The 12,194-nt window shown below is 49.7% G+C and carries 10 protein-coding genes; 6 read left to right on the plus strand and 4 right to left on the minus strand.

Going from position 1 to position 12,194, the window contains the following annotated elements; genetic code table 11:
• Positions 1-3: 3 nt before the first annotated feature.
• Positions 4-4,023, minus strand: a complete 4,020-nt coding sequence (hrpA, locus tag ACO6V5_RS10350) for an ATP-dependent RNA helicase HrpA (RefSeq protein WP_422410615.1) — start codon at positions 4,021-4,023, stop codon at positions 4-6.
• Positions 4,024-4,367: 344 nt separating this feature from the next.
• Here hrpA and ACO6V5_RS10355 point away from each other — a divergent pair, with 344 nt between their 5' ends.
• The 3 genes from ACO6V5_RS10355 to ACO6V5_RS10365 all read left to right on the plus strand — a co-directional run bounded on the left by ACO6V5_RS10355 (position 4,368) and on the right by ACO6V5_RS10365 (position 7,889).
• Complete coding sequence (locus tag ACO6V5_RS10355) at positions 4,368-5,339, plus strand: alpha/beta hydrolase (RefSeq protein WP_422410617.1); 972 nt, start codon at positions 4,368-4,370, stop codon at positions 5,337-5,339.
• Between the two features lie 94 nt (positions 5,340-5,433).
• The gene (locus ACO6V5_RS10360; protein ID WP_422137555.1) at positions 5,434-5,916 is read left to right on the plus strand and encodes a MaoC family dehydratase; all 483 of its coding nucleotides are present in this window, start codon (positions 5,434-5,436) and stop codon (positions 5,914-5,916) included.
• 206 nt (positions 5,917-6,122) lie between these two features.
• The gene (locus tag ACO6V5_RS10365; RefSeq protein ID WP_422410619.1) at positions 6,123-7,889 is read left to right on the plus strand and encodes a hypothetical protein; all 1,767 of its coding nucleotides are present in this window, start codon (positions 6,123-6,125) and stop codon (positions 7,887-7,889) included.
• Between the two features lie 72 nt (positions 7,890-7,961).
• Here ACO6V5_RS10365 and ACO6V5_RS10370 read toward each other — a convergent pair whose 3' ends face one another.
• Genes ACO6V5_RS10370 through ACO6V5_RS10380 form a run of 3 tightly spaced genes read right to left on the minus strand, consistent with a single transcriptional unit; the run spans position 7,962 to position 10,488 of the window.
• A complete protein-coding gene (locus ACO6V5_RS10370) occupies positions 7,962-8,684 on the minus strand; it encodes an amino acid ABC transporter ATP-binding protein (RefSeq protein WP_422410626.1) in 723 nt (240 codons plus the stop codon).
• A gap of 4 nt (positions 8,685-8,688) precedes the next feature.
• The gene (locus ACO6V5_RS10375; RefSeq protein ID WP_422410621.1) at positions 8,689-9,660 is read right to left on the minus strand and encodes an amino acid ABC transporter permease; all 972 of its coding nucleotides are present in this window, start codon (positions 9,658-9,660) and stop codon (positions 8,689-8,691) included.
• A gap of 18 nt (positions 9,661-9,678) precedes the next feature.
• Positions 9,679-10,488, minus strand: a complete 810-nt coding sequence (locus ACO6V5_RS10380; RefSeq protein ID WP_422133128.1) for a transporter substrate-binding domain-containing protein — start codon at positions 10,486-10,488, stop codon at positions 9,679-9,681.
• Positions 10,489-10,783: 295 nt separating this feature from the next.
• Here ACO6V5_RS10380 and ACO6V5_RS10385 point away from each other — a divergent pair, with 295 nt between their 5' ends.
• The 3 genes from ACO6V5_RS10385 to ACO6V5_RS10395 all read left to right on the plus strand — a co-directional run bounded on the left by ACO6V5_RS10385 (position 10,784) and on the right by ACO6V5_RS10395 (position 12,192).
• Entirely contained in the window at positions 10,784-11,029 is a 246-nt protein-coding gene (locus ACO6V5_RS10385; RefSeq protein WP_422442275.1) for a hypothetical protein, read from the plus strand.
• 318 nt (positions 11,030-11,347) lie between these two features.
• On the plus strand, positions 11,348-11,701 hold the full coding sequence (locus ACO6V5_RS10390) for a phage holin family protein (protein WP_422137552.1): 354 nt from the start codon (positions 11,348-11,350) through the stop codon (positions 11,699-11,701).
• Between the two features lie 92 nt (positions 11,702-11,793).
• Positions 11,794-12,192: a hypothetical protein gene (locus ACO6V5_RS10395; protein ID WP_422133125.1), complete on the plus strand. Its 399-nt coding sequence runs from the start codon at positions 11,794-11,796 to the stop codon at positions 12,190-12,192.
• The last annotated feature ends 2 nt before the right edge of the window (positions 12,193-12,194 follow it).

The raw sequence follows: 12,194 nt of genomic DNA on the forward strand, positions 1-12,194 counted from the left end.
TTTTCAGACTTCCTGAACCTCCAGCCATAGTTTCCTGAGGCGTTTGTCGGATACCGGGAAACGGGTTCCCAGTTTCTGGGCAAATAACGAGACGCGGTATTCCTCAAGCATCCAGCGATAAAGCATGAGGTTTTCATCAACAATTTTATGCTTCTCATGAATGGCTCTACGCTTTTCCCAGGCTTTGAAAAGGGTAGCCAGCTCCTCTGACCAGGCCCGGTCTTTATTGACCTGGGCAGGCAGTTTCTCCAGTCTTACCTCAATGCCTTCGAGGAACCTTGGATAGTGCCTGAGCCACTCAATGCCTGCATCACAGAGAAAACCGGGACAGATCAGCTGCCCCAGATTCTGTTTGATATCGGAAAGTGAAAATGCCCGATCAAAGGATATTTTGCCCTTCAGCTGCTTGCTGATGTTCTGAGCCTTCTGGAAAATCCCAAACAACAGGCCATCGACCTCTTCAGCAAAAGGCACCAGATGACCTTTTCGATCTTCAATCAGAGCATTGAAAGCCGCTTCATCCCTCGGCCCATTATTCCCGGATAACAGGGCAGGATCTCGAACAAACACCTCCGAAATCAGAAACGCCTGAAGGTCTTCCTCCAGTGCTCTGGCCTGTACGATGCCTGTGGTCAGCAGTTTCACCTGTTTCAGATGGTTCATTTTCGACAAGGCAAACTTCAGCTGTTTGGACAGCCTGAACTGAAGCAGACGAGTCACCCCCATACGGTGAGTTGCTTCAGCCATAGCTTTGTCTTCAAACAGTTTAACGGCCACAGAGCTTTTCTGATCCACCAGAGCCGGATAGGTTTTGAGCACCAGCCCTCCCACTTTGCGGGTTATCTCTTCCGGCAGTTCACCACAGCTCCAATCTTTCAAACCTTCCTGCTGCAATGAACTGTCCGTGAGTCTGCGCATACTGTCTTCAGACTCCCGACCAAACTTTTCTTTGAGCTTGATCAGATCACGGCCCTGTCCCAGCACCTTCCCGCTTTCATCCATCAGCCGGAAGTTCATCTGCAAATGATCGGGCAGATCATCAGTGTCCCAGTGCTCATCCAGAATACGCATACCGGACATACGATGCAGATGATGACCCAGTATGTCGGTCAGAGGCTCATCACAGATAGACATAGACTCCATAGCACCGCGAACATAATCCGGTACCGGGACAAAGTTTTTGCGCACCGCCTTGGGCAAGGCTCTTACCAGAGCCACACACTTGTCGTAAAGCATACCGGGCACCAGCCATTCCAACCGGTGTTTAGGCAATAGTCTCAGGGCCTGTACCGGTAATGTCAGCGTAACCCCGTCGTCCAGTGCACCTGGCTCAAAATGATACGACAGCGGTAATTCCAGCCCTTCCCAGCGGAAAAGATCGGGGTATTTGTTCCCGGTCACCTCGTCGGCATCATGCCTCATCAGATACTCTTTGGTGAGGTACAACAGCTGAGCATCCTGTTTCTCAGCCTCCTTACGCCACTTTTCAAAACCCGCTCCATTGTGGAGATTGGCTGGCAGCTTCTCATCGTAGAATTGATAAAGGGTTTCCGAGTCCACCAGAATATCTCTGCGTCGGGACTTGGCTTCCAGTTCATCCACTTCCTGAATCAACGACAGGTTGTGGGACTGGAACTTGCCCTGTGAATGATAATGCCCCTCCACCAGAGCTTCCCGGATAAAAATCTCACGGGATACTACGGGGTCAATGGCGCCATAACCGACCCGACGACGACCCACAATAATCAGGCCGTATAAAGTCACCTGCTCAAAAGCCACCACCTGGGCTCTTTTCTTCTCCCAGTGGGGCTCAAAATAATTTCTTTTGATCAGATGACCCGCCAGCGGCTCAATCCACTGGGGCTCCACTTTGGCATTAGTGCGGGCATAGAGTCTGGAGGTTTCCACCAGCTCTGCCGTCATCAACCACTTGGGCTTGCGCTTATAAAGCGTTGAAGACGGGAACACATAAAAACGACGGTTACGTGCTCCCATATAATCTGCGTCGTCATCTTTGCTACCCAGGTGAGACAGCAAACCCGCCAGCAGGGATTTATGAATATCAGCGTAACTGGCCTCGTCTTCATTGGTTTTCAGACCGACTTCTTTGCAGGCCAGCGCTAATTGTCGATGCAGGTCCCGCCACTCTCGCATTCTCATAAACGACAGGAACTGTTGTTTGCAATATTTACGCAACTGGTTCTGGGACAGCGTCTGACGCTGTTCTTCATAGGTATTCCAGAGCTGTACCAGGCTCATAAAGTCGGAGTCGTCGTGATAATGTTCACGGTGTCGCTGATCGGCAGCCTGCTTTTTCTCTGCCGGACGCTCTCTTGGGTCCTGAATGGCCAGGGCACTGGTGATGACGAGCAATTCGCCAAGAGCACGGTTTTTATCCGCTTCCACCAGCATTCGAGCCATTCGGGGATCTACCGGCAATCTGGAGATCTGCTGTCCGATTCGAGTCATACGTCGTTTATCACTGACGGCACCCAGCTCCTGCAACAGCTTGAAACCGTCGTTGATCGCCCTGGCATCAGGTGCATCAACAAAAGGAAAGGCCGCAATATCACCCAGACCCAACCGCAGCATCTGTAAAATAACCGCCGCCAGATTGGTTCTGACAATTTCGGCATCGGTAAATTCAGGACGCCCCAGAAAGTCTTCTTCAGAATAAAGTCGGTAGCAAACACCCTCTGCTACACGACCACATCGCCCTTTTCGCTGATTGGCAGAAGCCTGGGATATCGGTTCAACAGGTAGCCGCTGAACTTTTGAACGGACACTGTAACGGCTGATTCTTGCCGTACCCGGGTCTATAACGTAGCGAATACCCGGCACGGTCAGGGAGGTTTCCGCTACATTGGTAGACAGGATCACTCTTCGACCGCCACCATGAGGCTGAAAGATGCGGTTCTGTTCTGCTGCAGACAGGCGGGCATAAAGGGGAAGAATCTCGGTATGAGCCAGCCGCGCATCCTTGAGGAATTTATTGGTTTCCCGGATTTCCCGCTCACCACTGAGAAAGACCAGCACATCTCCCAGACGTCCGCCTTTGCCGGAACGTTCCAGATGCTCAATCTCCCGCAGACAGGATAATATACCCTGTTGAACTCTCAGGTCAGCATCCCGACCTTCCAGCTCCAGTTCTTCCACTGGGCGATAATTGACTTCCACGGGATAGGTTCGGCCAGAAACCTCAATAACAGGCGCATTATCAAAATGTTTGGAGAAACGCTCAACATCAATGGTGGCCGAAGTAATAATCAACTTCAGGTCAGGTCGTTTGGGTAACAGAATTTTCAGATAACCCAGCAGGAAATCAATATTCAGACTGCGCTCATGGGCTTCATCAATAATGAGGGTATCGTAGCGGTTCAGAAAACGATCATTCTGAATCTCTGCCAGCAGAATACCGTCGGTCATCAGTTTAATCAGGGTGTTCTCATTACCGTGATCGCTGAATCGAACCTGATAACCTACCTGCTCTCCCACAGGCACTTTCAGCTCCTGCGCTATCCGGCTGGCGACTGATCGCGCGGCCAGTCTTCTCGGCTGGGTGTGACCTATCTGGCCAACAATACCCCGGCCAGCTTCCAGACAGATTTTCGGAATCTGAGTGGTTTTACCGGAACCTGTTTCGCCAGCAATAACAACCACCTGATGTTTTTCAATCGCCTTACGGATCTCATCACGACGGGCTACGACGGGCAGCGCCTCATCGTATTCAATGTCAGGCACAGCCTGTCGCCTTTCCTGAACTCTGCAAGTGGATCGATTGATTCTTTCCTGCAGCTTATCCATCGCTGTCTGGTCGCCGGTTTTCAGTCTCTGAATCTGCCTGCGAACAGGAAAACGATCCCTGAGCATGCACTGCTCCAGAGCGTCGTATAATGCTTTCTTGTTTAGCTGGCCGCCCTTTGCAGGGTCGCGCTCTGGGGAATGTTCGCTGGGCGATGACCTTTCTTGACGCTGGGTGGGCTCAGGGCTCTGGATAGGCTCAGGGCTGTTTCGGCCGGACACTCATATCTCCCGGAAAATGCATTTCAATCAAAACGCCCAATTATACTCGGTCCGGGCTCTGATATCCGATTTTCTTTCATACGCTTGCAGGGAATGAAGCGGCTTCTGAGAGTCATTCGCCAGAAGCGACGGGGTGTCGAAGATGATCATTTTTTCTGTTTTCCCGGTAGTGAGCCGGTAGAAAAAATCGTTAAACCATTTACTAATTGTTTCATTTTTGCCATAAAGTGTCCTCTGACTTTATAAGTCTTGAGCCGCCCTGTCTCGCCTGTCTTATAGAGGTACTAACCTGTAGTCATGGCTAAAGAGCAAAAATTCAACAATAACGAGAGCAGCTCCACGGCATGAAAATCTACACACTGAAAAGCGACGACCACAGCATTCCTCTCTATTGCTGGAATAACCTGCCTGAATGTGTGGACCGCAAAGGCATTGTTCACATCAGCCATGGCATGGCGGAATATGGACAGCGTTACCGCTCTTTTGCCTCAGAACTGAATCAGGCAGGCTACCTTGTCTTCGCCCATGATCATAGAGGGCATGGCGCTTGTATTGAGCAAGAGGGTGCAGGCTATTTCGCCGGGCAACGAGGCTGGCATAAAGTAGTGGATGATCTGGCAACCGTTGTTGAGTTTATTCAGAAAAAGTTTCCCAACGCCCCGCTGGTTCTCATGGGTCACAGTATGGGGAGCTATATCTTGCAGAGCTACCTGATCCATCACACTCCCAGGCTGGCTGGAGCTATTCTCTCTGGCTCAAATTATGCCCCCAGGCTGTTACTGGAAGTCGGCCTGCTGGTCGCCAAACTGGAATGCCTGAGACAGGGCAAGAAAGGCATAAGCCCCCTGATCAAACAACTAACCTTCTCCAGTTATAACCGCCGATTCAAGCCAAACCGTACTGAGTTTGACTGGCTCAGCAGAGACCCACAAGCGGTGGATGATTATATCTCCGATGAGTTCTGTGGTTTCTCCTGCAGCAATCAATTGTGGCACGACCTTTTCCAGGGTTTACTTCATATCGGGGCCACCTACCATCTTAAACAAATCGAATCGAAGCTGCCTTTTCTGGTCATGGGCGGTGAAAAAGATCCAGTCAGCGCTCCCTTGGGGCAACAGAAACTTACCAAAGCATTACGGAAAGCCGGTTTAAGAAATGTCACACTGAGCCTGTATCCTGAAGGCCGTCACGAAATGTTGAACGAAACGAATTCTCAGCAAGTAATAAAACGCTTGTTACAATGGATCAATCAAACAGTCATGAGTCAGGAATATTGCTCAGTGAATAATTCCGCCCCGGAGCTCACAGAGTCATGATCGTAAAAAGCTTTTCGCGGCATTAATGGATTTGTCAGCCGGTAGTGTTTACTGCCGCCCTTTCTTGTTATGTTGCCTTTAAGGGCCAATGATAATGCGCAAACTGGAAAACACCCCGTTTGATGAGCTAAAAATCGGGGATAAAGATACTCTGACCCGGACACTGACCGAGCAGGATCTGCTGCTGTTCGCAAAGGTTTCCGGCGATACCAATCCTGTGCATCTGGACAAGGATTATGCCGCAAAGACTCAGTTTGAGGGTCGTATTGCTCATGGAATGTGGACGTCATCCCTGATCTCCTGTGCCCTCGCCACCCAACTGCCCGGTCCCGGCGGCATTTACCTGTCACAGGAAGTGAAATTCATGCGTCCTGTCAAAATCGGTGACACGATAACCGTTGAATTGGAAGTGATTGAGATTAATGAACGTCGCAAACGCGCCACTATCTCCACGAACGTAGTGAACCAGAACGGCAAAACGGTGGTCAAAGGCAAAGCGGAAGTCATGCCCGCTGTCGACAAAGTGGTGGTGGATGAATATCCATTACCCGATGTGGAGCTGATCAACAGAGCCTGATTATCCTGGAGCCGGGCAGCCCTGGCTGAACGCTTCGACTGTCTGTCTACAACTCTGGAAATGCCTTTCAAGGACAACGTGGACTCGCCGGATGAGTACCAGGGCAGGATCCCCCGGGGTTTTATGGATTTACTGGAAACTGCCCCGAAGCAAGCTACTTTGAATGAGCACCTCAGAAACTAAACCTTTTTAGAGAAGTGTGCTCTATGAATTTCAAAAATTGTAACTTCTTCAAACCAGACTCAGTGACGCGACGACAGTTGTTTTTTCTCACCCTGGCGATTCTGCCATTGTCGATGAATGCAACACCGGCCAGGTCTCAGTCTGCTGATTGTTCTCTCATTGTTAAACCCGGCGGAGCATCGGCAGGATATGGTCGATGTCCTGTCGATAAACGCTGCAAACCTTCTGATGATGAAAAGGATTGTATACCGGAGTTTGGACCCAGACTAAAAAATGGCCATTTCGGCCCATCAATTCGTCAATGGGGTAGTTCCAGAATCGGAGGCCTGAACAAGCCTGTAGCAGTGGCAGAGAACCCCAATGCAAGAGGTCAGTTCTTTGTGCTGAACAGCGGCGATGACAGCATAAGTATTTTTTACTGTCCCGGTGTAAAGTCCGCTTCTTCATACAAACCGGAACATCGTCGTGACCTGGCTTCCTGTCATTTCATGCACCGACCCACTGATATCGCCTTTGGTGGCTCACCCACCCTGGGTGATGTCCCGCAATTCGAAGGGCAGGAGGTTCATAATATAAGCCAGACCGGAACATTTGCTACCACGGGTGGTAGCTGTAACGATTACACGGCATCTGCCTTTATGGGATACGATTTCACTCAGCGAACCTGCTCGGACTTTATGGGACCGACTCTTTGGGAAAACAACCTTAAAACCTTTGCGATTAAAAACAATGATTTTTTTCCGGATGATCTCGCCACAAAACCTTTTGGTTCCCATATCGACATGCTTCATCAGGAACCCTACGCAATGGGTATCACCTGGGAAGGCAGGCAAGCGGGTTACTGGTCGTGGGACGCAGGCCCCGACTCTAAATATGGAAGTATTGTGTACAGCAATATTACCCGCTCCCATGGCTATGGTGGACATGAACATACCCATGCCTTTCTGTATCGGTACGCCAATACAACCATGAACTTAAAGCCCGGAAGCAATATTGTCCCCGGACAAATGGCCAGGTACGAGAAGTATTTGTTTGTAGCCAATCCAGCAAAAGGCGTAATTAACGTTCTTGATACTGAAAGCGGAACCGAAGAGGGGGATGTAAAGCCCGAAAATGAATGGCGTGAAAAATATGCCGCCTATACCAGAATAGTAGGTGCCAGCTTCACCGAACTCAGTGTCGCCGGACTTGAACTAAAAAGCCCCAGCGGTCTGGTTATTTCTAACAAGAGGCTGTTTGTCAGCGATTCTGAGACCGGAAAGATCCACGCCATAAGTCTCGACACTACAGGAAACCATACCTACATAGGCTGCATTCAAACGCCCGCAGGCCAGATTGCAGGTCTTGAGGTCGATCAAAAAACCGGACGCCTCTGGTTTGTTGACGCTACCTGGCACACACTGAATGTTGTTGAACCTCTGTGTCCGAGCCGCGATGACTGTGTATCTGATTCACCCTGGGGTCAGCAATGTGCTCCCGACACCGATGAAAATGGCAAGACTGTCTGGCAAGTGCATCTGGAAGAATCGAACAATTATGATAATTTTCAAGGGTGTGCCAGGTATTACTTTCTTGCTTGTCCGGGAGGCGATTCACACAAGAACAGTAAGCTTCCCGTTTGCAAGGCACAGGGTGGCACATGGCGGGATGCAAAAGTCAGCTGGATTGACGGACAGAGTACCTGCAAATGCATACCCCCTGAATTAAGACTGTCCTCCGAATCCAATCGGGTCGCTTCTGCCTGGCTGCCACTGGGCATTTTGCCATTACTGGCCCTGTATTACCGCTAAAGGGAGTCATGCTGCACTGGAAGGCATGGCCCTGAATCCACAAAGCCATATCTTCCAGAACCCAGTGATGACTCAGATGACCTGACTCAGAAAAGCCTGCAGGCGTTCACTGTCAGGACTCCCAAAAAAGCTATCAGGAACACTGTCTTCCAACAGCTCACCGGACTCCATAAACAGAACCCGGTCGGCCACTTCACGGGCAAAGCCCATTTCGTGAGTGACCACAACCATCGTCATACCTGAGCGAGCCAGTTGTTTCATCACCTCCAGAACCTCACCGACCATTTCCGGGTCCAGTGCTGAAGTCGGCTCATCAAACAACATGATCTTCGGCTGCATGGCCAGTGCCCGGGCTATGGCTACACGCTGCTGCTGACCACCCGATAATTGAGGTGAAAAACTCCTGGCTTTGTCAGACAAACCGACTTTGGCCAACAATGCTAAGGCCCTGTCTTCAGCGTCGCTTCTGGAGATACCACGCACTTTCATCGGTGCAAGACAGATGTTGTCCAGTACGCTCAGGTGAGGAAACAGGTTGAAGGACTGGAACACCATGCCCACTTCTTCCCTCAACTTATTGACATCACCGGGCGTGGTCAGGGAGATTCCGTCCACGACAATTTCACCGGCATTGATAGTTTCCAGCTGATTCAGGGTACGCAGAAAAGTCGATTTGCCCGAGCCACTGGGCCCAACCACAACCACCACCTCTCCTTCCCTGATGGTCTGACTGACATTTTTCAGGGCATGAACCCCATTGGGGTAGACCTTGTGAATGCTCGTCACGGAAATGATAGCGTCAGTTTCTTGCAGCATACTTCACCTCCATTCTTCTGACGACAAACGACAGGATACCGGTCAGTACCAGGTAAAGTGCCGCAACCGTGAACCAGACTTCAAAGGGACTGAAGGTACTGCTCACCGTTTCCCGACCGGCTTTGGTCAGATCGGTCAGGGAAATCACCGAAACCAGTGAAGAGTCCTTGATCAGGTTAATAAACTGACCAGCCAGCGGTGGCAGAACACGTTTAAAAGCCTGGGGCAGAATGATATAGCGCAGGGTTGCACCACGACTCATTCCAAGACTGCGCCCAGCCTCCATCTGACCTTTGTGAATCGACTCAATACCGGCTCGAATAATCTCTGCAATGTAGGCGCCGGTGAAGATCGACAGTGCTGCAACACCGGCTGTAAAGCGATCCAGATGAAGAACCGTACCAATAAAGAAATAAACAATGAAAATCTGCACCAGCAACGGGGTGCCACGAATCACCTCGATATAGAGTATCGAGAGATTTCTCAACGCCGGATTGGGAGAAATTCTCGCCAACCCTGAAATCACTCCCAGGAGAATGGCAAAAACAATAGAGACCAGCGACAGCTTTATGGTCATCACCAAACCATTGGCTATGGGTCCGGCCTTCCATTCATAATTGACAGCCAGCAAATCCCCTTCAAAGACCAGATCACCGTCATAAACCTGAACGTCGGCAAAGCCTTTAATGACCGTCTGCTCTGAGTCATCAAAGTCATTCACCAGAACAAGTTGTCCACTGTCGTTGGTTTTAACAGTGCCGTCGTATTCAGCCCTGAGTGGATTTTCTGCCTTGAAGAAAACGTACTGAGGAATGCGCTCCCAGCGCCAGATATACTCAATCGATTGGCTTGACTTATAGATACCCACGCCCATCAGCAGCAATAACGCACCGAAAACCAGGTTCCACAAAACCTGGTTCGGTTGTTTTTCCATTTGCAGCGGACGGCCGGTCAAGGGTTTACTGCTCAGCACTTAGTTCAGAGTCTTCTGCCATTCGGAGCTTTGGAACCACTTGGCATAAATCTTATCGTAGGTGCCATCGGCCTTGATCTGACTCATAAAGTTATTCAGCCAGTTTTCAAAATCAGGATCACCTTTACGAATACCCCAGGCCAGAGGCTCATGAGTGAAGGCGGTGTCCAGATGAGTCAGCTTTCCTTCGTTCTGGCTGGAGTAAATCGCATTGAAAGGAAAGTCATAAACGAAAGCATCTGCCTTGCCGTTAGCAACTTCCAGAGCACCATCGGCTTCTGTTTCAAACAGGCGAATATTGGCTTTACTCAGGTAACGTTTGGTCGCCTGTTCACCGGTAGTACCCAATTTGGTAGCAACAGTGTACTTCTTGTTATTCAGATCCTTGTAGCTCTTGATTTCACCTTCCAGCCCCTTGCGCAGCAGGATACTTTGACCGACGACAATGTAAGGCTGGGCAAAGTTGATCTGCAGGTTACGCTGAGGAGTCAGGGTCATGCCGGACATAATAATATCAAACTTGCCGGTCAGCAGGGCAGGAATGATTCCATCCCAAGCAGTGTTGACCAGTTCCAGCTCAACACCCATGGCTTTGGCCATCTGACGGGCAATGTCTACATCAAAGCCGACAATATCACCGCGTTTATTGGTCATTTCAAAAGGCATGTAGCCCGCTTCCATGCCAACACGGAGGGTTTTGCGCTCAATGATTTCATTCAGGGTAGACTCTTGCCAAAGCTCTGTGTCAGAAGCAAAAAGGCTGGTGCTAAAGGCCAGCATAAACGTCAGAAATACCATTATTTTTTGCATTATGTTTCACTCCAGGGTCCCGGTTTGGCCGGAACTCAGTCACTACCAGTTTTTTATAATGTGAAATATGCTGTCAGAGACAGCACAGTATCTCGCTTATTTGTCGTTTTGTTTGGCCTTCAACAGAAGGTCAAATGCGCACAAGACCAGGGTATTCTACATAGACATGTCGATTTGAACAGTACTTTAGTACTATTCAATACTGAACCAAAGCATTTCGCTAAAGAGGGTGTCGCAAAACTCTGGTTCACATCTTCAGAGGGTGTCGCAAAACTCTCTCCAGCGTGGGAACGATTTGACTCCCGTCATTCCCGGCTTCATTCTCGTCATTCCCGGCTTCATTCTCGTCATTCCCGGCTTCATTCTCGTCATTCCCGGCTTCATTCTCGTCATTCCCGGCTTCATTCTCGTCATTCCCGCGAAGGCGGGAATCCACACTGACTCACCACCAGAACCATACTGCCCGGTGCCCCTGGCCTTGTCATCCCCGAGAAGGCAGAGATCCACCGTTGGCGCTGGATTCCCGCCTTCGCGGGAATGACGACCTAAGAGCATGGGAACGAGCTGTTGGAGTTTTGCGACACCCTCCTTCAGCGTGGGAACGATAAATTCAGGACTAAGTACCTGGCCAGTTGGTTTCGCATATTCTGGCGAGTGGATTTTTTCATCCTTCAAGGCGCAACGACGGGCGCGTAGCCATAGCTACGCAACCAGAGTTGGAACGCAGAAGGATGGAAAAAGCCGCCGTCCAGAATATGCGAAACCAACTGGTTAGGTACTTACCACCTGTTTTTCTGTCTTTGACTTCAGGATGGTGTAAAGTGCACAAGCCATTGATGCCATCTGGAGAACATTTGCCATGCTGAGCCTGATTTTATACTTCCTGATCAATGGTCTGGCTGTTTTTATCACCGCCAGAATCCTTAAAGGCGTAGAGATTGAAAACTACGGAAGTGCGATATTAGTATCTATCCTGCTGGCTGTGGTGAATACCTTTGTCAAACCGATTCTGTTTTTCCTGACCCTGCCCATCACCATCCTGACTCTGGGTTTATTTATCCTGATACTCAATGCCTTTATGTTGATGATCGTTAATTACTTTATGGACAGTTTTCATGTGAAAAATTTTGGCTGGGCACTGATCATGAGTATTGTACTTTCTATCATCAATTCAGCGCTGTTCCTAGTGATACCCGGCGTAATGATTCCTTAGCATCATGCCGACTGTTCAAATTGGAGAGGATGTCAAGTTTTAAACCTTACAGTCGAGACATATTTGCAGAGACTCTGACGAAAGGAACACTGATGAAAAGGATCACTCTGGTACTGGCCAGCCTCTGCGTCCTGCTTATTTCGCCAATGACCCAGGCCAGCGCCCAGGAAGCGGCCCTGAACTTTTATTTTCAAAAAGATCCGGGCACCAGGGGGTACGCTGTCACGCTGCCACTGATGCTGAGTCCTACTTCCAGAGATCAGCCCATGGAAATCAATGAATTCCCAGCTTTCAAAGTGTCTGTTCAGCAGGGTATACGGGGGCTGGACATCCTCTTCTTCGACAAACTTTCCGGCAAGTTACTGGCCAAGATGCGCTACCCAATGTTGAATCGTCTGAAGAATACTTTTCAGACACAGGGATTTACCGGGCTTCAATATATCCATCACCCCAATGGAGCTGTGCTCCAGTTTATTGGAATGGTGAAATAGAC

The sequence above is a fragment of the Endozoicomonas sp. ALD068 genome (assembly GCF_049310145.1).
In the GTDB taxonomy this organism is placed as follows: domain Bacteria; phylum Pseudomonadota; class Gammaproteobacteria; order Pseudomonadales; family Endozoicomonadaceae; genus Endozoicomonas_A.

Bases quoted from the DNA above. Each gene is read 5' to 3' on its own strand.
- ACO6V5_RS10355 (WP_422410617.1), top strand. From the start codon at position 4,368: ATGAAAATCTACACACTGAAAAGCGACGACCACAGCATTCCTCTCTAT.
- ACO6V5_RS10360 (WP_422137555.1), top strand. From the start codon at position 5,434: ATGCGCAAACTGGAAAACACCCCGTTTGATGAGCTAAAAATCGGGGAT.
- ACO6V5_RS10365 (WP_422410619.1), top strand. From the start codon at position 6,123: ATGAATTTCAAAAATTGTAACTTCTTCAAACCAGACTCAGTGACGCGA.
- ACO6V5_RS10380 (WP_422133128.1), bottom strand. From the start codon at position 10,488: ATGCAAAAAATAATGGTATTTCTGACGTTTATGCTGGCCTTTAGCACC.
- ACO6V5_RS10390 (WP_422137552.1), top strand. From the start codon at position 11,348: ATGCTGAGCCTGATTTTATACTTCCTGATCAATGGTCTGGCTGTTTTT.
- ACO6V5_RS10395 (WP_422133125.1), top strand. From the start codon at position 11,794: ATGAAAAGGATCACTCTGGTACTGGCCAGCCTCTGCGTCCTGCTTATT.